This is a genomic window from Pseudomonas sp. 43NM1, assembly GCF_002836905.1.
Taxonomy (GTDB): domain Bacteria; phylum Pseudomonadota; class Gammaproteobacteria; order Pseudomonadales; family Pseudomonadaceae; genus Aquipseudomonas; species Aquipseudomonas prosekii.
In genome coordinates this window covers 1-26532 of the sequence record NZ_MKGS01000192.1, presented here as the reverse complement: position 1 = coordinate 26532, position 26532 = coordinate 1, and the positions used below count along the sequence as shown (strand labels likewise).

The window sequence follows — 26532 nt, the reverse complement described above, 5'->3', positions numbered from 1 at the left end:
GGCATTTTCTTCGCTGCCGAAACGCGCCAGCAGCGTGGCTTGTTTTTCCGGCGAGAGGCGATTCCAGATATCGATCATTTTCTCGGCGGTGCCGATCAGCACGCTGGCTTGCAGCGCTTCATCGTGGGCAGGAGTGGATTCGTCGGTCATCGCGGGGCTCGGGGTTCAGGCGGTGTGGAAAGCGCATGTTAGCGCTTTCCACACGGTCTGGCATTGCAGGTGTTTCAGTCTTCGCTGTCAGCCTGGCGGCTGTCAGTGGCTTCCTGGGTCTCGGGCTGTTGGGCACCGGCTTGTTGCGTGGCTGTCTGCTCAGTTTCGTGCAGGCTTGGGAAGGGGAGATTAGGGATCTCGTGCATGTTCGCGCTCCTCGCAAAGTCTGTTGATAGATCTGGTAGATCCGCGCTTTTAAAAAGCTTGGGCAGGATACAGCAGGAAAAATGACAAACAGACTTTTATCTCGAATTTCTGCGACCAATGGCCGCAGGGGGCGAGATTTTTTGACCGTTGCGCAAACCAGTGTGGGAGCGAGCTTGTTCGCGAAAGCGTCAACACATTCAACATCAATGTGGCTGATAAACCGCCATCGCGAGCAAGCTCGCTCCCACATGGGGATAGGGTGTGCCTGAAGTTACTTGCAGACTTCGGCGATGGCTTCGGCCAGCAGTGACAGGCGGGTCGCGTCGATGCCGGCGACGTTGGCCCGGCCGGAGTTGACCATGTACACGCTGTGGTGATCGCGCAGCTGTTTGACTTGCTCCGCCGTCAGCCCGGTATAGGAAAACATCCCGCGCTGCACGCCGATGTGCGCGAAGCGCTCGCGCAAACCGTGCGGTTCCAGCGCTTCAACCAGACCGCTGCGCAACTGCGCGATGCGCAAACGCATGGTTTCCACTTCGTCGGCCCAGATGCTTTTCAGTTCCGGGTCGCCGAGGATTGTCGCGACCACGGCTGCGCCGTGATCCGGTGGCGTCGACCACAGGTTGCGGGCGATGTTGGCCAATTGGCTGCGGATATCGAGCAGCTTGTCAGCGCTTTTCGCACAGACAATCAGCGCGCCGGTGCGATCGCGGTACAAACCGAAGTTCTTCGAGCAGGAGCTGGTGATCAGCACTTCCGGCAACGCTTCGACGAACAACCGGGTCGACCACGCGTCCTGTTCCAGACCGTCGCCGAAACCTTGATAAGCAAAGTCGATCAGCGGCAGCAGCTCGCGGCGGCGAACCACCTCAAGCACCCGGCGCCAGTCGTCATGCGCCAGATCAAAACCGGTCGGGTTGTGGCAGCAGGCGTGCAACAACACCACGTCACCCTTCGGCGCTTCGTTCAGCGCGGCGAGCATCGCTTCGACGTCAAGACGGTTGTCGCTGCCCACGTACGGGTAGTGACTGACCTTGAGCCCGGCGGTGGCGAAAATTGTTTCGTGGATCGGCCAGGTCGGATTGCTCAACCAGATGCCACGGCCCGGCAGCATCTGCGCGATGAAGTCAGCGCTCAAGCGCAACGCGCCGGTGCCGCCCGGGGTCTGGGTGACGCCAGCACGTTGTTCGGCGATCAGCGCCGAATCGGCGCCGAGCACCAATTCGTTCATGACTTTGCCGAACGCCGGGTCGCCGTGACCACCGATGTAAGTCTTGGTGGTCTGCCGCTCAACCAGCCGCGCTTCGGCGAGTTTCACCGCTTGCGGAATCGGCGTCAGGCCCTGGGAGTCTTTATAAACGCCCACGCCCAAGTCGAACTTGCGCGGGTTGGGGTCCTGCGCGTAGGCCTCCATCAGGCCCAGAATCGGGTCGCCGGGGACGCGGCCGATGGCGTCGAAATGCATTACTTGCGGCCCTCGGCGTCTTTCGCCACTTCGTCAGTGCGCGCGGCCATGATGAAGTCATTGCGGTGCAGGCCTTTGATCGAGTGGCTCCACCAGGTCACGGTGACTTTGCCCCACTCGGTCAGCAGACCCGGGTGGTGACCTTCAGCCTCGGAGATTTCGCCGACGGCGTTGGTGAACGCCAGGGCGTGCTTGAAATTCTTGAACAGGAAGACTTTTTCCAGTTGCATCACGCTGTCGCGAACTTCGATGTTCCAGTCAGGGATCTGCTTGATCAGTACCGGCAGTTCTTCGTCGCTGACTTGCGGGGCATCGGCGCGGCAGGCTTCGCAATGGGCTTGGTTCAATGTGGACATGGTCTGGTTCCCGATTCGATTCTTGTTAGACGTTACTGGTTTTGCGCGCACACCGCGAGTGTCGGTTGCGCTCAGGCGGCTTTCGGCTTGGGCGGAAATTTCGGCGCGTGCAAGCCCAACTGCATGCCTTGCTGGACCATACCCATGATGTCTTCGTGGGCCAGGTCGAACAAACGCTTGAGGTTGGGCAGGACAAAGTACAGCGGTTGCAGGATGTCGATGCGATACGGCGTGCGCATGCATTCCAGCGGATCGAAGGCCTGATGCTCGGGTTCGTCCGACATGCAATAAACAGTTTCTTTGGGTGAAGACAGGATGCCGCCACCATAGATGCGCTGGCCCTGCGGGGTGTCGACCATGCCGAACTCGATGGTCATCCAGTACAGGCGCGCCAGGTAAACGCGTTCTTCCTTGGAAGCCTGTAGGCCAAGTTTGCCGTAGGTGTGGGTAAATTCGGCAAACCACGGATTGGTCAGCAAAGGGCAGTGACCAAAGATCTCGTGGAAAATATCCGGCTCTTGCAGGTAGTCCAATTCTTCGCGGGTACGGATAAACGTCGCCACCGGAAACTGCTTGTTGGCGAGCAATTCGAAAAAGGTCTGGAACGGGATCAGCGCCGGAACGCGGGCGACTTGCCAACCGGTGGTTTCACCGAGGACTTTGTTGATCTCGCCGAGTTGCGGAATGCGGTCGTGGGGCAGACCGAGTTTTTCGATACCGTCCAGGTATTCCTGGCACGCACGCCCTTCGATCACTTTCAGTTGACGAGTGATCAGCGTGTTCCACACCGCGTGTTCTTCGGCGGGGTAGTCGATAAAACCTTGCGCATCGGGCTCGCGGGCCACGTATTGCGTCTGCTTCATGCTGCTCTCCTGCTAGGGGAATTCGTTTTTGTTATGTCCAGCGATGGCTTTAGAGATACCCGAAGGCGTGCCGGGATGCAGCAGCAGGTCAGCGTCGCGCGTAGGAATAATCCGAGGATTTCGTAAAGTTTTCGTTACGATTTGGCGGGTGGTGCGCAGGTATTGAGTTTTTACGGTTTGAAAAGGCCGGTGGGTGTCACATAATCTTGACGATTAACTGAGCAGCTCGGCAGAAATGTGCGCCGAAATGCGCTGCAAAACCCTTGTGGGAGCGAGCTTGCTCGCGATTACGGTGGGTCAGACAACCTTACATTGAATGACCCGCCGCCATCGCGAGCAAGCTCGCTCCCACAGGAATAGGTGTTCGGCATCTACTTTACTCACCGCTTTTTCGGGCCTTTTTTATGCGTATCAAAGTCCACTGCCAGAACCGCATCGGCATCCTGCGCGACATTCTCAACCTGCTGGTGGAATACGGCATCAACGTCGCGCGCGGCGAGGTCGGCGGTGAGCATGGCAACGCGATCTACCTGCATTGCCCCAACCTGATCAACATTCAATTCCAGGCGCTAAGAGCAAAGTTCGAAGCGATTGCCGGGGTCTTCGGCGTCAAGCGTGTAGGCCTGATGCCCAGCGAGCGCCGGCACATGGAACTCAATGCGTTGCTCGGCGCGCTGGAGTTTCCAGTGTTGTCGATCGACATGGGCGGCTCGATTGTCGCGGCCAACCGTGCGGCGGCGCAGTTGCTTGGCGTGCGCGTTGACGAGGTGCCGGGGATTCCGTTGTCGCGTTACGCCGAGGATTTTGATCTGCCGGAACTGGTGCGCGCCAACAAGTCGCGGATCAACGGCCTGCGCGTGAAAGTGAAGGGCGACGTGTTTCTGGCCGACATCGCGCCGCTGCAATCGGAGCACGACGACAGCGAAGCGATGGCTGGCGCGGTGTTGACGTTGCACCGCGCCGACCGCGTCGGCGAGCGCATTTACAACGTGCGCAAGCAAGAGCTGCGCGGCTTCGACAGCATCTTCCAGAGCTCCAAAGTCATGGCCGCCGTGGTGCGCGAGGCCCGGCGCATGGCGCCGCTGGATGCGCCGCTATTAATAGAGGGCGAAACCGGCACCGGCAAGGAGCTATTGGCGCGCGCCTGCCACCTCGCCAGTCCGCGCGGGCAATCGCCGTTGATGGCGCTCAATTGCGCGGGGTTGCCGGAATCCATGGCCGAGACTGAATTGTTCGGTTATGGCCCCGGCGCGTTCGAAGGCGCGCGCGCGGAGGGCAAGCTCGGGCTGCTGGAATTGACCGCGGGCGGAACGCTGTTTCTCGATGGCGTCGGCGAAATGAGCCCGCGCCTGCAGGTGAAATTGCTGCGCTTCTTGCAGGACGGCTGCTTCCGGCGTGTCGGCAGTGATGAAGAGGTGTACCTCGACGTGCGGGTGATTTGCGCGACGCAAGTGGACCTTTCCGAATTGTGCGCGCGCGGCGAGTTTCGTCAGGATCTGTATCACCGCTTGAACGTGCTGTCGCTGCACATCCCGCCGCTGCGCGAATGCCTCGACGGTTTGACGCCGCTGGTCGAGCACTTCCTCGATCAGGCCAGTCGGCAGATTGGTTGCCCGCTGCCGAAACTGGCGCCGGCGGCGATGGAACGGCTGAGTCATTACCATTGGCCGGGCAACGTGCGGCAATTGGAGAACGTGCTGTTCCAGGCGGTTTCGCTGTGCGAGGGCGGGACGGTGAAAGCCGAGCACATTCGTTTGCCGGATTACGGCGTGCGTCAGCCGCTTGGCGATTTCTCGCTGGAAGGCGGGCTCGACGCGATTGTCGGGCGTTTCGAGAAAGCTGTGCTGGAACGTTTGTATTCCGAACACCCGAGCAGTCGTCAACTGGGCAAGCGCTTGGGCGTTTCGCACACCACCATTGCCAACAAACTGCGTGAGCATCAAGTCGGCAAAGAACCCGGCTGATTGGCGCGTGTGGCGAGGGGGCTTGCCCCTGTCGGGATGCGCAGCAGCCCCCTGCAACCTTCCAGACTCACCGCGTCGCCCGCAATTGCGACTGCTGCGCAGCCGAACGGGGGCAAGCCCCACCCCACGGGGTTTTGCGTTGGCCTGGAGGTCGACTCTTGCCGTTAGCGGCATAACACCGCCGGTTTTTCGTCTCCGATCCATTTCCCCAATCCCCGCAAAACCCCGCAAGTCCTTTGTTTGCCGGGCTTCGCGCCGTCAAACGAAAGTTGGTCTGCAAATTGCTTAAGGCTCAGCAGTACAGCAGTGGACGGCAAACGTCCGGCATGCAGAGGATAGAGCGTGGACAAGTACCTTTATGTGGCAATGACCGGCGCCAGCCAGAATGCACTGGCGCAGAAGGCTCATGCGAACAACCTGGCGAACATCTCCACCAACGGTTTTCAGAAGGACCTCGAGCAGGCCCGTTCGATGCCGGTGTTTGGTGACAGCTTTCCGGCGCGCGCCTATGCCATGACCGAACGCCCAGCCACCGACTTTTCCGCTGGCACGCTGGTGGAAACCGGCCGTGACCTCGATGTTGCCGTGAGCGGCAATGGCTGGATCGCCGTGCAAACCCCCGGTGGCGGCGAAAGCTACGTGCGCACCGGCAGCCTCAACATTGACGCCCTCGGCGTTTTGCGCGCCGGCAACGGCATGCCGGTGATGGGCAATGGCGGGCCGATTGCCGTGCCGCCCGAGCAGAAAATCGAAGTGGGCGAGGACGGCACCATCAGCATTCGTTCGATGGGCGAAGGTCCGCGCGTGATGGCCGAAATCGACCGGATCAAACTGGTCAACCCGGACCTGAAGAACATGACCAAGGGCCTCGACGGTTCGATCCACACCAAGGACGGCCAGCCGGCGCCAGCCGAAGCCGGCGTGAAACTGGTGTCCGGGTTCCTTGAGTCGAGCAACGTCAACGCCGTCGAGGAAATGACCTCGGTGTTGGCTTTGTCCAAGCAATTCGAGCTGCACATCAAGATGATGAACACCGCCAAAGAAGATGACCAAGCCATGGCTCGGGTCTTGCAGATCACCTAATTATCAGAACGTCGCGCCGTAAAACAGGCGCACGAGGAGAATCGAATGCTTCCGGCTCTATGGGTTGCCAAAACAGGTCTGTCCGCCCAGGACACTAACCTGACGACCATTTCCAACAACCTGGCGAACGTATCGACCACGGGTTTCAAACGTGATCGCGCCGAGTTTCAGGACTTGCTGTACCAGATCAAACGCCAGCCAGGCGCCCAGTCGACCCAAGACAGCGAACTGCCGTCGGGTCTGCAAGTGGGTACCGGTGTGCGCATCGTCGGCACGCAGAAAAACTTCACCGCCGGCAGCCTGCAAACCACCGAAAACCCGCTGGACATGGCGGTCGACGGTCGCGGTTTCTTCCAGATCCTGCAACCGGACGGCACCACGTCCTACACCCGTGACGGCACTTTCCACCTCGACTCCAACGGTCAAGTGGTGAACGCCAGCGGTTTTGCCCTGGAGCCGGCGATTGTCATCCCCAACAATGCCCAGACCTTCACGGTCGGTCGTGACGGCACCGTGTCCATCACCATTGCCGGCAACGCTGCCTCGCAAGTGATCGGCAACCTGCAAACCGCCGACTTCATCAACCCGGCCGGTCTGCAAGCAGTGGGCAACAACCTGTTCCTGGAAACCGCAGCCAGCGGCGCGCCGCAAGTCGGCACTCCGGGCCTCAACGGGTTCGGCACGACGCTGCAGAACACCCTGGAAACGTCCAACGTCAGCACCGTTGAAGAGATGGTCAACATGATCACCACTCAGCGCGCTTACGAGATGAACTCCAAGGTGATCTCCACCGCCGACCAGATGCTCTCGTTCGTCACGCAGAACATGTAATCAAGTCTATGGGGCGACCATAACGTCGCCAGCTACACCGTGAGGTAGGGTCATGAAGCGCTTTGTATCTGTTCTGGCACTGGGTGGGGTTGTCGCACTCGCGGGCTGCGTCGCGCCGACGCCAAAGCCCAATGACCCTTACTACGCCCCGGTGCTGCCACGCACGCCGTTGCCGGCGGCGGCCAATAATGGCTCGATTTACCAGGCCGGTTTCGAACAGAACCTGTACAGCGACCGCAAGGCGTTCCGGGTCGGTGACATCATCACCATCACCCTCAACGAGCGCACGCAGGCGAGCAAGGGCGCCAACTCGCAGATCGACAAGACCAGCAAAACCAGCATCGGTCTGTCGTCGCTGTTCGGTGGCGGCTTGAGTACCAGCGACCCGGTCGGCAGCGGCAGCCTGAGCCTCGACGCAGGCTATAGCGGCGACCGTGCCACCAATGGCGCGAGCAAGTCCGGGCAGAGCAACAGCCTGACCGGCTCGATCACCGTGACCGTCGCCGACGTCTTGCCCAACGGCATCATTGCCGTGCGCGGCGAGAAGTGGATGACCCTGAACTCGGGCGACGAGCTGGTGCGCATTGCCGGTCTGGTGCGCGCTGATGACATCGCCACTGACAACACCGTGTCGTCGACCCGCGTCGCCGATGCACGGATCACCTATTCGGGCACCGGTGCGTTTGCCGATGCGAGTCAGCCAGGCTGGTTCGACCGTTTCTTCCTCAGCCCGCTGTTCCCTTTCTAGGTGGCTACGTTGAATCTTAAACAGCTGTTGCTGGGCGCCTGCCTGTTGTCCGCAGCCTTCGGTGCTCACGCCGAACGGCTGAAGGACATCGCCAGCATTTCCGGGGTTCGGACCAACCAATTGATTGGTTACGGCCTGGTGGTCGGGCTTAACGGCACCGGCGACCAGACGACACAAACCCCGTTTACCCTGCAAACCTTCAACAACATGCTCTCGCAGTTCGGCATCAAAGTGCCGCCGGGCTCGGGCAACGTGCAGTTGAAGAACGTCGCTGCGGTGTCGATCAGCGCTGACCTGCCGGCGTTTGCCAAGCCGGGTCAACAAGTCGACATCACCGTTTCGTCCATCGGTAACTCCAAGAGCCTGCGCGGCGGCACTTTGCTGCTGACGCCACTCAAAGGTATCGACGGCAATGTTTACGCCATCGCTCAGGGCAACCTGGTCGTTGGCGGCTTTGATGCGGAAGGTCGTGACGGTTCGAAAATCACCGTTAACGTGCCTTCGGCCGGGCGTATTCCTGGCGGTGCTTCGGTCGAGCGTTCGGTGCCGAGCGGTTTCAATCAGGGCAACAGCCTGACCTTGAACCTCAACCGTTCCGACTTCACCACCGCCAAACGCGTGGTCGACAAGATCAACGACCTGCTCGGCCCAGGCGTGGCGCAGGCGATTGACGGCGGTTCTATCCGCGTCACCGCGCCGCTCGATCCGAGCCAGCGCGTCGACTATCTGTCGATCCTCGAAAACCTTGAAGTCGACCCGGGTCAGGCGGTGGCGAAAGTCATTATCAACTCGCGCACCGGCACCATCGTTATCGGCCAGAACGTCAAGGTTTCGCCGGCCGCCGTGACCCACGGCAGCCTGACCGTGACCATCACCGAAGACCCGATTGTCAGCCAGCCCGGCCCTCTGTCCAACGGTCAGACTGCCGTGGTGCCACGCTCGCGAGTCAACGCCGAGCAGGAAGCCAAGCCAATGTTCAAGTTCGGCCCGGGCACCACCCTCGACGAAATCGTGCGTGCGGTGAACCAGGTCGGCGCGGCGCCGGGTGACTTGATGGCGATCCTTGAAGCTCTGAAACAGGCCGGCGCGTTGCAAGCCGACCTGATTGTGATCTGAGGACAGCAACCATGGACATGCGCAAGAGCGGGGCGGTCAGCAATAGCGATTCGGGTTCTTATTCGGACCTCAATCGCCTGAACCAGCTCAAGGTCGGCGACAAGAACAGCGACGGCAATATGCGCAAGGTTGCGCAGGAATTCGAGTCCCTGTTCCTCGGTGAAATGCTCAAGTCCATGCGCTCGGCCACCGATGCGCTGGGCCAGGACAATCCGCTCAATACGCCTGCGGCCAAGCAATACCAGGAAATGTACGACCAGCAGTTGGCCGTTTCCATGTCCCGCGAGGGCGGCGGTATCGGCCTGGCTGACGTGCTGATGCGGCAGATGTCGAAGAACAAAGCGCTGGCGCCCGGCGAAGCGGCGATCCTGTCTGCACAAAAGCAGGAAGAAGCGAAAAAAGCGGCGGTGGAAACGCCGATTGCCGCCGGCACGATTGCTACCAATGGGCCGTTGTCGCGGGTCAATGGCGAGCGTCCGTTGTGGGCCTCGCGCTCGCTCAAGGGTTCGCAAGCGGTCAGCGATCACAGCAACGACGTGGCGCTGCTCAACCAGCGTCGGTTGGCTTTGCCGCCGAAACTCGCCGATCGTTTGCTCGCCGGTCTGGTGCCATCGACGCCAGCCACGGCCAACATTGCGACCAACGCTACGGCCAACAATGCGGCCAACGCCATCGTCAACCAAACCCCGTTGCCAGAACGCGCGGCGACGCCAACCGGCGCCGGCCCGCTGTACAACGGCGACTGGCTGGCGGCGCAAACCGACACCTCGACCGCCTCGAATGGGCGCATGCAGGTTTACGGTCGGGCGATGGCGCAGATTCCGTTGGCGCCAGCGAAAAAAGCCTTCAGTTCCGCCGACGAATTTGTCGCCACCATGCTGCCGATGGCCAAGGAAGCCGCCGAGCGCATCGGCGTCGATCCGCGTTATCTGGTGGCCCAGGCTGCGCTGGAAACCGGTTGGGGCAAATCGGTCATGCGCGCCCAGGATGGCAGCAGCAGTCACAACCTGTTCGGGATCAAGGCCGGCACTAGCTGGAAGGGCGATTCGGCGCGGGCGATCACCAGCGAATTCAGGGATGGCGCGATGGTCAAGGAGACCGCGCAGTTCCGTTCCTACGACTCCTACAAGGACAGCTTCCACGACTTGGTGACATTGCTGCAAAGCAACAATCGTTATCAAGATGTGCTGAAGTCGGCCGATAACCCAGAACAGTTTGTACGCGAGTTGCAGAAGGCCGGTTACGCAACCGACCCGAACTACGCCAACAAGATTTCGAAGATAGCCATGCAGATGACGAGTTACCAAAACTACGCTGCGGCGGGCGTTTCCACTACGCCTCTATAAGGCACAAGGAATAAGGTCTGAACCATGAGTTTGCTTAATATCGGGATGTCGGGACTGGCGGCGAGCCAATCCTCTTTAGCTGTGACGGGCAACAACATTGCCAACGTCGACACCGCCGGTTATTCGCGTCAGCAAACCGTGCAGGGCACCAAAGCCTCGCAGCAGTACGGGAACGTTTTCATCGGCTCGGGCACGACCCTGGCGGACGTTCGTCGCGTCTACAACTCGTACCTCGATTCGCAGCTGCAAACCGCTACTTCGCTGAACAGCGAATCGGCCGCGTACCTGAATCAGGCAACGCCGCTGGATGCTTCGCTGTCGGACACCAACACCGGCCTGACCGGCGTGTTGCAGAAATTCTTCACCTCGATGCAGGGCGTTTCGACCTCGGCCACCGACGACACGTCGCGCCAGTCGGTGCTGACCGGCGCGCAGGCGTTGACCAGCCGTTTCAACACCATCGCCAAGCAGCTCAATGATCAGAACGCCACGATCAATGGCAGCCTCGCAGACATGGCGGCGCAGGTGAACAAACTGGCGACTTCGATTGCCAACCTGAACCAGAAGATCGGCGAAATCTCCACCAGTGGCGGCCAACCCAACGACCTGCTCGACACCCGTAACGAAGCGGTGCGTCAGCTCTCGCAGATGGTCGGCGCACAAGTCGTCGAGCGCGGCAGCAGCTACGACATCTATGTTGGCAGCGGCCAGCCGTTGGTGATGGGCAACACCACCAACACCCTGGAAACCGTCGCGAGCAAAGACGATCCGACGCGCATGGGCCTGCAGATGAATCGCGGCTCCAGCACCATCGACATTACGTCGGTGATCAGCGGTGGCGAGATCGGTGGCCTGCTGACGTATCGCAAAGAAGTGCTCGACCCTTCGCTCAATGAGCTGGGGCGCGTGGCCCTGGTGGTTGCTGACCAGATCAACAGTCAGCAGGCGCAAGGCATCGACAAGAACGGCGAGTTCGGCGCGCCGCTGTTCAGCAACATCAACAGCGCCGCATTGATCAGCCAGCGCAGCATTGGCGGGGCGAACAACAGCGCCGGTTCCGGCAACCTCGATGTGACCATCAAGGACACCGGCAAGCTGACCACCAACGATTACCAGGTGACGTTCACCAGCGCGACCAACTACTCGGTCAAGCGCTCGGACGGCACCGACATGGGCGCGTTCAGCACCACGACCACCCCGGCGCCAGTGATCGACGGCTTCAGCCTGTCGCTGAACGGCGCCGCCCTGAGTGCTGGTGACAGCTTCAAGGTGACCCCGACCCGTGGCGCCGCGACCAGCATTCAGACGGTCTTGAGCGACCCGAAAAAGATCGCTGCCGCCGCACCGTTGAGCGGCGTCACCAGCGCCAACAATGGCGGCACTTACACCCAGCCAACGCTGACCACCAAATTCGATATCTACAACCCGGCGTCGCAGTCGGAGTTGCAAGCGGCGCTGAAAAACTCGACGCCGGTCAAGCTGACCTTCGCTGCCGCCAGCGGTGGCAGCCAGACCTATCAACTGACCGACGCCCAAGGCAATTCGCTGGGCAGCGGCACGATTGTTCCGGGGCAGAGCAATACCGTGAACATGAAAATCGGCATGGTCGACGGCAGCGGCAACCCGATCATGGACGGCGGCACGCCGCCGGCGCAGAAAACCTTCACCGTGCAGACCACGGTGGGCGGCACGCCGAAAGCCAACGAAAGCTTCACCGTTTCGCTGACCGGCGCCGGCTCCTCGGATAACCGCAACGCTCAGGCGCTGGTCGGCCTGCAAACCAAACAGACGGTAGACACCGGTTCGGCGAGCAAGGGCATCAGCCTGACTGACGCCTACAGCAAGCTGGTCACCAACGTTGGCACCAAGGCTGCCCAAGGCAAGTCCGACAGCGCCGCCACCACGGCGATTCTGGCGCAGGCCAAAGGCGCGCGTGATTCGTTGTCCGGGGTCGACCTGGATGAAGAAACCGGCAACCTGGTGAAATACCAGCAGTACTACACCGCCTCTTCGCAGATCATCAAAGCTGCGCAGGAAACTTTCAGCGTGCTGATCAACAGCCTTTAAGGAGTCGTAATTCATGCGCATTTCTACCGCCCAGTATTACGAAACAACCGCTGCCAACTATCAGCGCAACTTCAACAAGGCGATCGCCACCAGCAATGAAGCCAGCAGCCTGACGCGCATCAACACCGCCGCCGATGATCCGCTGGGGGCCGGTCGTTTGCTCAAACTGGGCCAGCAAAGTGCCGCACTTGAGCAATACACCACCAACATCAGCACCACCAAAAGCGCCTTGAGCCTTCAGGAAACCACCCTGACCTCGATTGGCAGCGCCTTGCAGCGCGCCAAGGAAATCGGTCTGGCCGCCAACAACGGCATCGCCACCGACGCTGACCGCAAGGCCTACGCCGCCGAGATCAGCCAGATCCAGCAACAAGTGCTGGGCCTGATGAACTCCAAGGACGCCAACGGCAATTACCTGTTCGCCGGGTCGAAAACCGACACCCCGCCGTACTCGCCGAACTCCGACGGCACCTTCAGCTACAGCGGTGACCAGAGCAGCATCGACCTGGGCATTGGCGACGGCATGACCGTGGCCACCAACACCACCGGTTGGGATGCCTTCCAGCAGACCATCAACACCAGCCGCACCCAAACCAGCATGACCGCGCCGGCGGTGGATGATGGTCGCGTGGTTCTGTCGCAGGGGTCGGTTGGCACCGCAGCCACCTACAACGCCAAATTTGCCGGTGGCGAGCCGTACACCGTCAGCTTCCTGAGCAGCACCCAGCTGAAAATCACCGATGCCCTGGGCAACGACGTGACCGCTGAAGCCAGCCAGAATGGCGTGATCAGCAACAGCAACGGGGCGAATCAGCAAGTCAGTTTCCGCGGTGTCGACCTGAAGTTGAACATCAACCTCAAGGCTGGGGACACCAACCCAGACGCAGTGATTGCCGGTCACAGCTTCACGCTGTCGGCGACCCCGGACACCTTCAACACCTCGCGCAGCCCAGGCAACGTTTCGACGGCAGTGATCACCAGTTCCACCGTGACCGATCAGGCGGCTTACAACAAAGCCTTCCCGGCGGGCGGAGCGGTGCTGAAGTTCACCAGCGCCACCGATTTCGACCTGTACGCGGCGCCAGTGACCGCTGACAGCCGACCGGTTTCCTCGGGCACCATGGTCGGCAACAACGCCACCGCTGCCGGCGTGACCTTCGCGGTGAACGGCACGCCAACCGGCGGCGATCAGTTTGTCTCGCAGTCGAACAACCATCAGACGCAGAACGTGCTCGACACGCTGGGGAAAATGGTCACGGCGCTGAACACGCCGATTGACGGCGATGCAGTGGCCAAGCAGAAGTTTCAAGGGGCGATGGAAGCCGGGCTGGGCAACATCGACAGCGCCGCCAACCAACTCGGCTCCGCGGTCACCTCGATCGGTGCGCGTGGGCAGTCGCTGGACAGCCAGACGACCACCAACGAAAGCCTGACGCTGGCGAATACCGCCACCCAGTCGTCGATTCGTGATTCCGACCCTGCCGAAGTCATGACCCGCCTGACCTTGCAGCAAACCATGCTGCAAGCGGCGCAACTGGCCTTCAGCAAAATCACCTCGCTGGGTTTGTTCAACAAGATCTGACGGTGACCGGGCGCCAAGGCGCCCGATTGCCCGAGCCTTCCCTGTTTATTGTCTTTTAGCGGTTTGATGGGCTCGCTTTCCGGAGCGGGCACGCACCGCCAGTGAGCCCGCCGTGAATCCACTTCCCCTCGTCAGCCTGGTCATCCCTGCCTTCAACCCGAGGTTTTTCGAACGCACGCTGCGCAGTGCCGTCGGTCAGGGTTATGCCAACCTCGAAATCATCGTGTGTGATGACAGTCGCGGCGACGAGATTCGCGCGGTTGTCGATCAGGTCAGCGAGCACAGCGGCGTGCCGGTGCGCTATGTGCGCAACCCGCGCACGCTCGGGCTGGTGGGCAACCTGCAGGCGTGTCTGGCGCAGGCGCAGGGCGAATTCGTCAAATTCCTGTGTGACGATGACTTGCTGTTCGGCTCGTGTATCGAGGTTCAGGCGCATCTGCTGAGCGAGAGCCCGGACGTCAACCTCGCGCTGGCCCAGCGCCTGTACTGGGATGCCAACGACGCGCCGCTGCCGTCGCGTCTGGAAAACACGCCGTTGTCGCCAACCAGCTGCGTGTTCAAGGGTGAGGACCTGCTGGCGATTTTCGAGAAGTTTCCGGTGAACATTCTCGGCGGCTTCAGCAGCTCGCTGTTCCGTCGCGCCGACCTGCTGCAGTGGTTGCCGGCGCTGACCGAGCCCGGACACTGTTTTGTCGCCAGCCTCGATTTTGCCTTGTACGTCTGCCTGTTGCGGCGCGGCAACGTGGCCGTGTCCAACCATGTGCTGATCGTCGAGCGCTTGTATCCCGAGCGCCTGAGCAATCAGCAGTCGATCAAGGATGCCCTGCAAACCGAACGCCTGTGGCTGATGCAAATGATTCAGGCACGCAGCGGTGAGGCCCCGCCAGCGCCGGGCTGGGCACGTTATATGCCGTTGGATCGCCTCGGCGAAACCCCGCGAGTCTGGGGAGAACTGGCGCTGAACCGCACGCTGGGCAACAAGCAGACCACCGAGATCTGGGAAGTCGGTATCGCCAGCGAAAGTTTTGCCGAACTCTACGAGCAGTGGCTGGCCTGCCGGACGCTGACCGACTGCCAGCGCGAGCTATTGCCGGACACTTTGGCGGGCTGGCCGCGCGTGCCGAAAATCGTGCCGATCATTGTTGACGAGCATGGCAGTCGTTCCGCGCTGAACGTCACCCTCGACTCACTGGCCGCGCAAGATTACGCGCCTCACCTGACGTTGGTGCTGTCCGCAACCTGCACCGAAGCCGCGCTGGACGGGCGAGTGTTCCGCTTGCCGCTGCAACAGGATTGGCAACAGCAGATCAACCAGGTGCTGGCGCAGCTCGACGGCGCTGACTGGTTTTATTTGCTGCGCGCCGGTGATCGACTGGTGGCGCCGGCGCTGCTGGTGATGGCCGAGCGCATCGCCACGACGCCGGCGTTTGCCTGCCTGTATGGCGACGAAGGCGGATTGCTCCAGGGCGAGTCGACCGACCCGGTGTTCAAGCCGGATTTCAACCTCGATCTGATGCGCAGCTATCCGTACGTCGGTCGGGCGCTGGCCTTTGAATGCGAGCGTTTCCTGGCGCTGGGCGGTTTCGATTCCGGGCACGGTGAATTGGCCCCGCATGATCTGCTGTGGCGACTGGTTGAAACCGACGGTACGCAGGCGATCGGTCACGTTGCCGAAGTGCTGCTGGAATCCGCGTTCGACTTGACCCAATGGTTGTCGCTGCCCGAGGTGATGGAAGCCAATCCGTTGTTGCTGCAAGCGCATCTGCAACGCCTGGGCATTGCGCACCAGATTCGCGACGGCAGTTCGACGTTGCTCAATCGCGTCGATTATCTGCATGTCGCTCGGCCGCTGGTGTCGATTGTGATTGTCAGCACCGACCAGACGGTGGCGGTACAACGCTGCGTCGAGAGCCTGTTGGAAAAAACCGCTTACGGCGAATATGAGCTGCTGCTGGTGGACAACGGCAGCCAGAGCGAGGAGGCGCGCATCTGGTTCGACGGCATGGCGCAATTGGGCAGCGAACGGATTCGAGTCATCGCCTGGCCGTCGCAGGACTATCCACCGCAGGGCAATGCAGCGGCGGTGGGCAATTTCGCCGTGGCGCAGGCGCGTGGCGAATACGTGCTGATGCTCAATCCTTACGCAGTGATCACCCAGGGTGATTGGCTGACCGAGTTGCTCAACCACGCGCAACGTCCGGAAGTCGGTGCCGTCGGCGCCAAGCTGTTCAACCCGGAAGGTCGAGTGGTGCAGGCCGGTTTGATTCTGGGGCTGCATGGGCCGGCCGGCGTGCCGTTTGCCGGCGAGACCCTGCATGCGAAAGGCTACATGTATCGCCTGCAAACCGCGCACAACCCGAGCGCCGTCGCCGGTGATTGCCTGATGCTGCGCAAGGCGGTTTTTGCTGCCGTCGGCGGTTTTGACGAGCAAGACCTGGCGCAGTCGCTGAGCGACGTCGACCTGTGCCTGCGGATCGGCCAACAAGGTTATCTGGTGGTCTGGACGCCGCACGCACAATTGGCGCTGGGCGCGCAACCACCGCAAACCGCCGATCAGGCCCGCAGTGATCAGGAGCAAGAGGTTTTCTACAAGCGCTGGTTGCCGGTGATCGCCCGTGATCCGGCGTACAACGTCAACCTGGCGCTGGAGGGCCGGGGCGGGGTCAGTTTTGTCCTGGAGCCGGGTTTGCGCAGTGGCTGGAGCCCTTTTTCGAAATCGCCGCTGCCGAAGATTCTTGCCTTGCCGGCCAACGCTTCAGCCATCGGCCACTATCGCGTGACGCAGCCGTTGCTCGAGCTCGAAGCCGCCGACCGGGTGCGCGGGCGTATCTACTACAACCGTCCTTCGATTATCGAAATCGAACGGCTGTCGCCAGACGTGATCGTTCTGCAGGGCCGTTATTCCGAAGGGCTGATCAACGAGATCCCGGTGTTTCGCACCTATTCCAACGCGCGGCGAATCTACGAGCTGGATGACTACGTGATCAACGTCCCCCAGCGCAATGCGCACATTCGCAACATGCCCGGCAGCGACGACATGGAGAAGCTGGTGCGCCGGGCGATCGGCATGTGCGACCGCGTCGTGGTGTCTACCGAAGCCCTCGGCAATGCGTTGTCGGACATGCACGACGACATCCGCGTGGTGCCGAACATGCTCGCCAAACACCTGTGGAGCGACATGCCGAGCCAGCGCCGCACTTCGAAAAAACCGCGCGTCGGCTGGGGCGGCGGCACCAGTCACCATGGCGATCTGGCGGTGATCGCCGAGGTCGTGCGTGAGCTGGCGAACGAGGTCGACTGGGTGTTTTTCGGCATGTGCCCGGATGATTTGCGCCCGTACATGCATGAGTTCCACGGCGTGATCGGCCTCGACGTGTACCCGGCGAAACTGGCCAGCCTGAACCTCGATCTGGCTCTGGCGCCGCTGGAATTCCACGTTTTCAACGACTGCAAAAGCAACCTGCGCCTGCTCGAATACGGCGCGTGCGGTTACCCGGTGATCTGCAGCGACACCGAGGCGTATCGCGGTTATCTGCCGTGCACGCGGATCAAGACCAACACCACCGATGAATGGCTGCAAGCGATCCGCATGCACCTGGCTGACCCGGATGCCAGTTACCGCATGGGCGATCAGTTGCGCGAAGTGGTGATGCGCGACTACGTGCTGCGCGGCGACAACTTGCGCTATTGGGAAAACGGCTGGCTCGCCGACTGAACCAAACCTGTGGGAGCATGGCTTGCCCGCGATGGCGGTTTATCAGTTGACCTGATGTTGAATGTGCCACCGTCTTCGCGGGCAAGCCTAGCTCCCACAGGAGTTGGCGGTGATGCCTCCATCCAGATTCCCCACGATCTCTGTGGGAGCATGGCTTGCCCGCGATGGCGGTTTATCAGTTGACCTGATGTTGAAGGTGCCACCGTCTTCGCGGGCAAGCCTCGCTCCTACAGGAGTTGGCGGTGATGCCTCCATCCAGATTCACCACGATCAATGTGGGAGCGAGCTTGCTCGCGATGGCGTTGTTCCAGTCGATAGATGTATCGACTGATCGGACGCCATCGCGGGCAAGCCTCGCTCCCACAGGTTTTCCTGGCCGTGAGCTGGCGCGTTTCCTGCAAGCCCCCCTTTATATCGCCATAAAACGAGCACTGACGGCGTTGTCAGCGGTGCCGTGCGCGGCGTTCAGCGTTTTATCCAGATGGCCCGCACACGCTTGAAATAGCGTGCCCGGGCCCTGTGACGAGCAAGAGGGGAAGCGGATGAAGGCAGTTATTTTGGCGGGTGGTCTCGGCACGCGCATCAGTGAAGAGTCGCACCTCAAGCCCAAGCCGATGATCGAGATCGGCGGCAAGCCAATTCTCTGGCACATCATGAAGCAGTACTCCGCGCACGGAATCCACGATTTCGTGATTTGCCTCGGCTACAAGGGCTACGCGATCAAGGACTTCTTCGCCAACTACTTCCTGCACACCTCCGACGTCACCTTCGACATGCGCAACAACCGCATGGACGTGCACCAGAACTACAGCGAGCCATGGCGCGTGACGCTGATCGACACTGGCGAAGAGACCATGACCGGCGGCCGTTTGCGCCGTGCCTCGCGCTATCTCGAAGACGAGCAAGCGTTCTGCTTCACCTACGGCGATGGCGTCTCCGACATCAACATCGGCGCGCTGGTGGATTTCCATTTGGCCCACGGCAAACTCGCCACCGTCACGGCTGTTCAGCCACCCGGACGTTACGGTGCGCTGGAGCGCGACGGCGATTCGGTAATGGGCTTCACCGAAAAACCTCGCGGTGACGGCGGATGGATCAACGGCGGCTTCTTTGTGCTGTCGCCCAAGGTCTTGCCGTTCATTGCCGACGATCACACGTCGTGGGAAGCCGAGCCGCTCGCCGCGCTGGCCCAGGACCAGCAATTGCAAGCCTTCCAGCACGACGGCTTCTGGCATCCGATGGACACCCTGCGCGACAAAAACCACCTCGAAGCGCTATGGCAGAGCGGGGAGGCCCCATGGAAGCAATGGGATTGAGCCCGGCATTCTGGCGCGGCAAACGGGTTCTGGTCACCGGGCACACCGGTTTCAAGGGCAGTTGGCTGACCCTGTGGCTGCAAAGCCTGGGCGCCGAAGTCAGCGGTTTTGCCCTCGATCCGTCGACCGAACCGAGCCTGTTTGAACTGGCACGAGCCCACGAGGGCATCAACGATCAGCGCGGCGACCTGCGCGACCTCGGCGCCTTGCTGGAACTGATCGCCGACACCGAACCGGAAATCGTCCTGCACCTGGCGGCGCAACCGCTGGTGCGCGAAGGTTATCGCGACCCGTTGGGCACATATTCGAGCAACGTCATGGGCACGCTCAACCTGCTCGAAGCGATCCGCCAGGTCGGTTGCGTGCGCGCTTGCGTGCTGGTGACCACCGACAAGGTCTACGCCAACAAGGAATGGCTGTGGCCGTACCGCGAGGACGAAGCGCTCGGCGGTCACGACCCTTACAGCAGCAGCAAGGCCTGCTGCGAATTGCTCGCGCAGTCGTATGCCGCCTCGTTTTTTGCCGCTGATCGTTATGAAGAACACGGTCTGGCACTGGCCACCGCCCGTGCCGGCAATGTCCTCGGCGGCGGCGATTTCGCCCCGGAGCGGTTGATCCCGGACGTGCTCAAGGCATGGTCGGCAGACGAACCGGTGACCCTGCGCTATCCGCAAGCGGTGCGCCCGTGGCAACACGCGCTGGAGCCATTGGCCGGTTACCTGCAACTGGCGGCCGGCCTGTACGAACAAGGCCCGCAATACGCCGGCGCGTGGAACTTCGGCCCGAGCGAAGCGGACATGTGCAGCGTCGGCGAAGTGGTCGAACTGCTCGCCAACCGCTGGCCGCAAGCACGCGGTTTGCGCATCGAGCCGAGTGAATTGCACGAAGCCGGCCTGTTGCGTCTGGACAGCAGCCGCGCCAAACAACTACTGGGCTGGCAACCGCGCTGGTCGTTGCAGCAATGCCTGGCGCAGACGCTCGACTGGCACCTGGCGTGGCAGAACGGCGAAGACATGCGCGAAGTCACCCTGAACCAATTGAATCTCTACAAGGATCGGTCATGAGCGAGCTGACACTCCATGCGTTGAAACTGGAAGGGTTGTTTCTGATCCAGCAAAAAGTCTTCTGCGATGATCGCGGACGTTTTGCGCGATTGTTTTGCCAGACCAGTCTGACCGCGCAGGGCCGGCCGTTCGCGATTCGCCAGATCAACCATTCGCGGACCGCCGAGCAGGGCAGCGTGCGCGGATTGCATTACCAGCACGCCGGTTTTGCCGAGTCCAAGTTGATTACCTGCGTGCGCGGCGCGGTGTGGGATGTGGTGGTGGACCTGCGCCCGCAGTCGCCAACCTATCTGCAATGGCACGCCGAAGAGTTGCGCGCCGACGATGGCCGCAGCCTGCTGATCCCGGCGGGTTTTGCCCACGGGTTTCAATCGCTGACCGACGATTCCGAAGTGCTGTACCTGACCGACGCCGATTACGCGCCGGCGCATGAAGCCGGGTTGTCAGTGAACGATCCGGCGTTGGCGATCCCTTGGCCGTTGCCCGTCAAGAACTTGTCGGCCAAGGATGCCAGCCATCCGCTGCTCGACGACACGTTCCGCGGGGTCGAGCTGTGACGGCTCGCGCATTGAACGTGCTGGTCACCGGCGCCAGTGGTTTTGTCGGCCGGCACCTGGTCAGCGCTTTGCTCGGCAAAGGTTTCAAGGTCCGCGCGGTGTCGCGCGACCTCGATGCGGCGCGAGCCTTGCCGTGGTTCGACGAGGTGGAATTCGTTGCCGCCGATATTCAGGACCCGAACCTCGACGTCGCAGCCTTGGCCGAGGGCATCGACGTGATCGCGCACCTGGCCTGGAGCGGTCTGCCGAACTATCAGGCGCTGTTCCATTTCGAGCGCAACTTGCCGCTCGATTACGCGTTCCTCAAGCGGGTGATCGAGGCCGGTGTCAGCCAGGTTCTGGTCACTGGCACCTGCTTCGAATACGGGCTGCAAAGTGGTCCGCTCAGCGAAGCCATTGCGCCGCAACCGAACACGCCTTATGGCTTGGCCAAACACACCTTGCGCCAGTTTCTTGAGGCGTTGCAGCGCCAGCAGCCGTTCACGTTGCAGTGGGCGCGGTTGTTTTATCTGCATGGCGAAGGGCAGAACCCCAACAGTTTGTTGGCCAGCCTCGACCGCGCGATTGATGCCGGTGAGGCGCAGTTCAATATGTCGGAGGGCGACCAGTTGCGCGACTACCTGGAAATCCGCCAGGCCGCCGCCATGCTCGCGGCGCTGGTGGCTCGTCGCGATGTTGCCGGCGTGATCAATTGCTGCAGCGGTCAACCGGTGTCCGTCAGGGCTTTGGTCGAGCAGCGCGTGGCCGAACGTCAAGCAAATATCGCCCTCAACCTCGGGCACTACGGTTATTCCGCCCACGAACCGATGGCGTTCTGGGGCGTGGCCGAGCGGATTTCGCAATTGGCAGGAGAACAACATGCAGCATGAGCTCTATCGTGTCAGCGGCCTGCCGGTCTTGCAGAACCGCACGTTTGCCAGCGCCGAACAGGCGCGCGCCTCGGGCAGCGCCGACATCGTGTTGGTGCAGGACAGTGACAGCGGGCTGATCTTCAATCAGGCGTTCGACGCCAGCAAGCTCAGCTATGACGCCGACTATCAGAATGAACAGGCGCATTCGGTGCAATTCCAGCAGCACCTGAATGACGTCGAGGCGATTCTTGCCCGACATTTCAAGGGGAAAAGCCTGATCGAAGTCGGCTGCGGCAAAGGCTATTTCCTCGAAATGCTGCGCGGGCTCGGCTACGCGATTACCGGGATCGACCCTTCCTATGAGGGCGATAACAGCGAAGTGATCAAGGCGCCATTCACTCAGGAATTGGGCCTCAATGCTGACGCAATTGTGTTGCGCCACGTGCTGGAACACATCAGCGACCCGGTGAGTTTTCTCGCCGATATCGCTGCCGCCAATCGCGGTGGGCAAATCTATATCGAGGTGCCGTGCTTCGACTGGATCGTCGAGCACAACGCCTGGTTCGACGTGTTCTACGAACACGTGAATTACTTCCGCCTCGCCGACCTGCGCGGGTTGTTCGATACCGTACATGAAGCCGGGCATCTGTTTGGCGGTCAGTACCTGTACATCGTCGCCGACCTGTCGACGTTGCGCCGCACACCGCTGCAACCGCCGCAACTGCTCAGCCTGGCGGACAACTTTACCGCCAGCATCGATAAAGCCGTGCAGATCATTCAGGCCAGCGGCAGTCACGGCGCCGGCATCTGGGGCGCCTCGTCCAAAGGCGTGATTTATTCGCTGGCCCTGCAGCGCGCCGGGGTCTCGGTCGAGCATGTGGTCGACATCAGCCCGTCCAAACAAGGCCGTTATCTGCCGCTGAGCGGGGTGCGCGTGTCGTCGCCGCAAGAGGCGATCGACGGCCTGCCCGAAGGCGCCCATCTGTTTGTGATGAACTCTAACTACCTCGAAGAAATCAAGCGCATGACCGGTGGACGCTACGTCTATCACGCCGTCGACAGCGCTTCATTCCAGTGACTATTGAGACCTCGAAATGACTGTAAGTACGCTTCCCCAAACCTTCGAGCCGACGCTGCCCCTGAGTGAATTGTTGACGGTGGTGTTGATCACCCACAACCGCCCGGTGTTCCTGCGCCGGGCGTTGCAGTACTACCGTAATCTGCCTTGCAAAGTGATGGTGCTGGATTCGTCGAGTGAACGTCCCGAGGGCGATTTTTCGGCGGTCGATTATCACCATTTGCCGCAGATCGCGTATTGGGGCCTGCAGTCCAAATTGACCTTCGGCGTCGAGCGATTGACCACCCCGTACATGGTGTTCGCCGCCGACGATGATTTCTTGCTGCACGGTGCGCTGGGCGAAGCGGTGAGCTTCCTCGAAGCCAATCACGATTACGCGCTGTGCATCGGCTACAGCCTGATGTACCTGGCGCTGGCCGGCAGCGTCAATTACTTCCGCCGCGACAAAAAGGTCTGCGAGGACTATCTGTCTGAGGACGCCGGGCAGCGGCTGCAGGGTTTCATGCACCAGTTCATCCCGCCGTTTTATGGCGTGTGCCGTACTTCGGTGGTCAAGGACTGGTACGCCAGATTGCCGCAAGGCACCAGTTTCGAATGGCAGGAAATCGGCCACGCCTACTTCCTGTTGATGAACGCCAAGGCGCGCATTTTGCCGATCCCGTACTCGGTGCGGGAGATGAACCACGGTTTCTCCGACCACGACACCGACGTCTATCGCGCGCTGACCTACACCGACGCCAAGTCGGTGGCCGCGCGTGAGTCGTTCGCCGACTTCCTCGCCTCGCTGCCGCATGGCGTCGAGCACCTCGAGCCGGCACAACGTAAGGCGCTGGCGCTGGACAGTTTTGCGACCATGGCCGAAAGCCTGCTCGCCAATCGCGGCCTGACCATGGAATTGATTTTCGAGTCGTGCTGGACCCAGGCACTGCCCGAGCCGGTGCGGTACTTCGGGCCACGCCAATACGTTGAAATGCCTTTCTACAATCAGCCGTTTTTCGATCTGCTGACCGAGATCGAATTCCTCATTCACGCAATGCCTGCCGGGCGCGTGCAGCTGGAAAGACTGGAAGGCGTGTGGACTCGCCAGGAGCATCTGTTGCGCGCGCGCAACAACGATACGCCGCAAAGTGTCGCCGACCGTTTGTGGCAGGCCCACGATCTGGACGTGTTCAACCGCGCGGTGGTCAAGCGCCTGGCGCAACAGACGCAATTGTTCGGCGAGGATGACGAGACAGAAAAACTGACCGCGTGGGCCGGGCGTCTGGAAGCGCTGTCGGCGAAGGATCCGCACGCGGTTTTCAACCGCATGCACTCCAGTCGCTTGCTCGATTGGCTGGCCGCGCGTCAGCCGGATGCCGAGCAGGCCGCGCAAATCGCCAGCCACTTGGCGGCGCATGACGGCGGCCCGCAGTTCGGGATTTTTCTGCTGGATGTCGACAACGACATCGAAAAAGTTCAGGTCACGCTCGACAGCCTGGTCGAAGGTCACTGCAAAGCGTTCAAGATTGTCGTGTTCACCACCGGTGAGCCGCCAGCGGCGACCACTGCGCAAAACACCCTGCACTTTGTCCGGGTGACGCAAAGCAATTTCGTCGACAAGCTCAACCAGAGCGCTGGCCAATCGCCGTGCGACTGGCTGTTGCTGGCGCAGGCGGGCGACGAGTTCACGCCTGGCGGGCTGCTGCGCGCCAGTCTCGAATTGCTCAATGTCACCGGTCTGGACGCTGTGGCCACCGATGAAATCCAGCGCAAAGCAGATGGCGCACTGGTTGATGTGTTCCGTCCGGGGTTCAACCTCGATCTGTTGCAAAGCCTGCCGGCGCTGATGGCGCGGCACTGGTTGATTCGTCGTGAGGCGGTGCTGGAAGTGGGCGGTTATCAGGCCGATTTCAGCAATGCCCTGGAATTCGACTTGCTGTTGCGCATCATCGAGCACAGTGGCCTCGGCGGCCTTGCGCACCTCGACGAACCGCTGCTGATTACCCAGGCGCCGGCGCTGGAAGAAAACGCCCACGAGCGACTGGCATTGCTGCGGCACCTCGGCAATCGCGGCTACAAGGCCAAAATCACCTCGCAACTGCCGGGCACTTATCAGATCGATTACCGGCACGCCGAGCGGCCACTGGTGTCGATTATCGTCCCGGCCGGGGATGATCTGGCCGCGCTGCAACGTTGCGTCGACGGGCTGCTGCTGAAAACCCGTTACCTGCGTTACGAAGTGTTGATCGCGGTCAATCCGGCCCAGTCGGCGGCCGTCGATGACTGGCTTGGCGCGTTGCAAAACATCAAGGTGCGCCTGCTGCACGCCGAGCAACCGATGAGCGAAGTAGCGTTGAGCAATTTCGCCAGTGAGAAAGCGCAGGGCGAGTACCTGGTGCTGCTGGCGGCCGACGCCGAAGTGGTCAACCCGAACTGGATCGAGTCGCTGCTCAACCATGCGCAGCGCCCGGAAGTCGGGGTGGTCGGGGCGAAACTGGTCAATCGCGACGGCAAGATCTCCAGCGCCGGGCTGATTCTCGGGTTCAATGGCGCGGTCGGCTCAGCCTTCGTCGGCGAAAAGCATGACGCCAGCGTGTACTTGCAACGCCTGGCCGTAGAGCAGAATTATTCTGCGGTGTCGAAGGTGTGCCTGATGGTGCGCAAGGAATTGTTCGACGACTTGGGCGGTCTTGATGACGAAGCGTTTGCACAAGGTTTCAGCGACGTTGACCTGTGCCTGCGCGCCGGTCAGGCCGGTTACGTGACGGTGTGGACGCCGCTGGTGCAGGTTCTGCATCAAGGCGAGCAACCGTCAGCGCCGCAGGCGCTCGAGGCATTACGCGAAAAATGGAGCACCGCGTTCGCCCAGGATCCGGCCTACAGCGCGCATTTGGCGCTGACCGGCAAAGGCTTCACATTGGGTGAAAGCGCGCCGATCAATTGGGCGCAACTGCTGGCCTGAGAGGCTTGAACTGACAGAGCTCACTTGGCGCGGCAACCGCGCCAAGTTGTCTGAACGCGCATTTGCTGGTGAAATGCCTGGCCCTTGCGACGAGCATTTGTTCGTAGCAAAGGTTCAGGCAGCCACCGTGACCCGCAGTTTTTCCGGTGGACGACGTCACGTGGTTTCTCCGGGAAAAGCACTTTTGAACAGCGTCGCAATCATTCCGGCCAATCGTGCCGAACACTATTATCGGGCTCGCATCGGTGCGCTTTTGCGCGCGTTGAAAACGCGTGGCGGTTGGCGATGAGTGCGGCGATGAAAGTGGCGATGAGAGTGCTGATCCGCTCCGACGCTTCGCCGACGATTGGCAGCGGCCATATCGCGCGTTTGCTGCCTTTGGCCAGAACCCTGCGCCAGCAAGGCGTACACGTGGCGTTTGCCTGTCGCGAATTGCCCGGTCATCGCCTCGACAGTCTCGCCGCCGAAGGTTTCGAGACATTCTGTTTGCCGGCGCGTTATCCCGATGAAGACCCGCAACAGGCGATCGAGTCGATGCTGCCGTGGCAGGCCGACATCGATGCGCTGGACCCATTGCTGCAAAACCACTCAGCGTTCGACTGGGTAATTGTCGACCATTACGGCCTCGATCATCACTGGCAAACCGCCGCTCGGCGCTGGGCGCCACGGATCGCGGCGGTGGATGATCTGGCGACACGCACTTACCGCGTCGATCTGCTGCTCAACCAGAATCTCTCGGGTACCGCCGAGGCCTATGTCGGCCTGCTCGGCGACGATTGCCAGACCTTGTTCGGCCCGCGCTTCGCCATGCTGCGCGATGAGTTTTGCTGTCCGGCGCTGCCGATCAAACCTGTGGCCAAACGCGTGTTGGTCAACTTCGGCGGCTTCGATGCGGCGCGGCAAACCCATCACGCGATGCTGGCGTTGCAGGATTTTCATGATCTTGAGGTCGATTTTGTCGCAGGCGCCGCCAACCCGGCGTGGGACGAGATGCAAGCGCTGGCGGCCGCGCGGCCGAATTGGCGCTTGCACAGCTTTGTCAGCGACTTTCAGCGCTTGATGACCGAAGCCGACCTGTTTGTCGGCGCCGGGGGCGGCACCAGTTGGGAACGCGCGGCGATGGGCTTGCCGACGATTTGCATCGCTGTGTCGAATAATCAGCAGGCCAACGGCGAGGTCATGGCCAGCTCGGGCGCGCACGTGTTTCTCGGCGCGCGTGAGCAGGTCAGCGT

At 61.2% G+C, this 26532-nt stretch carries 20 protein-coding genes; 16 read left to right on the top strand and 4 right to left on the bottom strand.

Annotated elements, in window-relative coordinates; genetic code table 11:
* Window positions 1-224 precede the first annotated feature (224 nt).
* The 4 genes from BI292_RS29295 to phhA all read right to left on the bottom strand — a co-directional run bounded on the left by BI292_RS29295 (window position 225) and on the right by phhA (window position 3041).
* On the bottom strand, window positions 225-356 hold the full coding sequence (locus BI292_RS29295) for a hypothetical protein (RefSeq protein ID WP_256592739.1): 132 nt from the start codon (window positions 354-356) through the stop codon (window positions 225-227).
* 272 nt (window positions 357-628) lie between these two features.
* The gene (locus tag BI292_RS25215) at window positions 629-1822 is read right to left on the bottom strand and encodes an amino acid aminotransferase (protein WP_101209582.1); all 1194 of its coding nucleotides are present in this window, start codon (window positions 1820-1822) and stop codon (window positions 629-631) included.
* A complete protein-coding gene (locus BI292_RS25210; RefSeq protein WP_008030478.1) occupies window positions 1822-2178 on the bottom strand; it encodes a 4a-hydroxytetrahydrobiopterin dehydratase in 357 nt (118 codons plus the stop codon). Before BI292_RS25210 ends, BI292_RS25215 begins: the two co-directional genes overlap by 1 nt.
* A gap of 71 nt (window positions 2179-2249) precedes the next feature.
* Entirely contained in the window at window positions 2250-3041 is a 792-nt protein-coding gene (gene phhA, locus BI292_RS25205; protein ID WP_092271513.1) for a phenylalanine 4-monooxygenase, read from the bottom strand.
* Between the two features lie 404 nt (window positions 3042-3445).
* Here phhA and BI292_RS25200 point away from each other — a divergent pair, with 404 nt between their 5' ends.
* The 16 genes from BI292_RS25200 to pseG form a co-directional block, all read left to right on the top strand.
* Window positions 3446-5005 (top strand): sigma-54-dependent transcriptional regulator, encoded by a 1560-nt coding sequence (locus BI292_RS25200; RefSeq protein ID WP_101209581.1) that lies wholly within the window; start codon window positions 3446-3448, stop codon window positions 5003-5005.
* A gap of 342 nt (window positions 5006-5347) precedes the next feature.
* Entirely contained in the window at window positions 5348-6088 is a 741-nt protein-coding gene (locus tag BI292_RS25195) for a flagellar basal body rod protein FlgF (RefSeq protein ID WP_092271509.1), read from the top strand.
* 45 nt (window positions 6089-6133) lie between these two features.
* Window positions 6134-6919, top strand: coding sequence for a flagellar basal-body rod protein FlgG (gene flgG, locus BI292_RS25190; protein ID WP_092271507.1), 786 nt, complete (start codon window positions 6134-6136; stop codon window positions 6917-6919).
* Window positions 6920-6971: 52 nt separating this feature from the next.
* Complete coding sequence (gene flgH / locus BI292_RS25185; RefSeq protein ID WP_092271505.1) at window positions 6972-7667, top strand: flagellar basal body L-ring protein FlgH; 696 nt, start codon at window positions 6972-6974, stop codon at window positions 7665-7667.
* Between the two features lie 9 nt (window positions 7668-7676).
* On the top strand, window positions 7677-8783 hold the full coding sequence (locus tag BI292_RS25180) for a flagellar basal body P-ring protein FlgI (RefSeq protein WP_092271503.1): 1107 nt from the start codon (window positions 7677-7679) through the stop codon (window positions 8781-8783).
* A gap of 11 nt (window positions 8784-8794) precedes the next feature.
* Complete coding sequence (flgJ, locus tag BI292_RS25175) at window positions 8795-10129, top strand: flagellar assembly peptidoglycan hydrolase FlgJ (RefSeq protein WP_092271501.1); 1335 nt, start codon at window positions 8795-8797, stop codon at window positions 10127-10129.
* A 24-nt stretch (window positions 10130-10153) separates the two neighbouring features.
* Window positions 10154-12196, top strand: coding sequence for a flagellar hook-associated protein FlgK (gene flgK, locus BI292_RS25170; protein WP_101209580.1), 2043 nt, complete (start codon window positions 10154-10156; stop codon window positions 12194-12196).
* 13 nt (window positions 12197-12209) lie between these two features.
* Complete coding sequence (locus BI292_RS25165) at window positions 12210-13778, top strand: flagellar hook-associated protein 3 (RefSeq protein ID WP_101209579.1); 1569 nt, start codon at window positions 12210-12212, stop codon at window positions 13776-13778.
* Window positions 13779-13890: 112 nt separating this feature from the next.
* Window positions 13891-17493 (top strand): glycosyltransferase, encoded by a 3603-nt coding sequence (locus BI292_RS25160; protein WP_101209578.1) that lies wholly within the window; start codon window positions 13891-13893, stop codon window positions 17491-17493.
* Window positions 17494-18035: 542 nt separating this feature from the next.
* Window positions 18036-18809 carry a glucose-1-phosphate cytidylyltransferase gene (gene rfbF / locus BI292_RS25155; RefSeq protein ID WP_092271493.1) on the top strand — a complete coding sequence of 258 codons (774 nt, stop codon included), beginning with the start codon at window positions 18036-18038 and terminating at the stop codon, window positions 18807-18809.
* Window positions 18791-19873 (top strand): CDP-glucose 4,6-dehydratase, encoded by a 1083-nt coding sequence (gene rfbG / locus BI292_RS25150; protein WP_101209577.1) that lies wholly within the window; start codon window positions 18791-18793, stop codon window positions 19871-19873. The genes rfbF and rfbG overlap by 19 nt, the downstream gene beginning before the upstream one ends.
* Window positions 19870-20430, top strand: coding sequence for a dTDP-4-dehydrorhamnose 3,5-epimerase (rfbC, locus tag BI292_RS25145; protein ID WP_092271489.1), 561 nt, complete (start codon window positions 19870-19872; stop codon window positions 20428-20430). The genes rfbG and rfbC overlap by 4 nt, the downstream gene beginning before the upstream one ends.
* 11 nt (window positions 20431-20441) lie before the next feature.
* The gene (locus tag BI292_RS25140; protein WP_101209576.1) at window positions 20442-21299 is read left to right on the top strand and encodes an NAD(P)-dependent oxidoreductase; all 858 of its coding nucleotides are present in this window, start codon (window positions 20442-20444) and stop codon (window positions 21297-21299) included.
* Entirely contained in the window at window positions 21289-22359 is a 1071-nt protein-coding gene (locus BI292_RS25135; protein ID WP_101209575.1) for a class I SAM-dependent methyltransferase, read from the top strand. Before BI292_RS25140 ends, BI292_RS25135 begins: the two co-directional genes overlap by 11 nt.
* A 16-nt stretch (window positions 22360-22375) precedes the next feature.
* Window positions 22376-25300 carry a TIGR00180 family glycosyltransferase gene (locus tag BI292_RS25130; RefSeq protein WP_101209574.1) on the top strand — a complete coding sequence of 975 codons (2925 nt, stop codon included), beginning with the start codon at window positions 22376-22378 and terminating at the stop codon, window positions 25298-25300.
* Between the two features lie 309 nt (window positions 25301-25609).
* Window positions 25610-26532, top strand: a 923-nt coding sequence (gene pseG, locus BI292_RS25125; RefSeq protein WP_101209583.1) for a UDP-2,4-diacetamido-2,4,6-trideoxy-beta-L-altropyranose hydrolase, incomplete at its 3' end; no start/stop codon positions are given.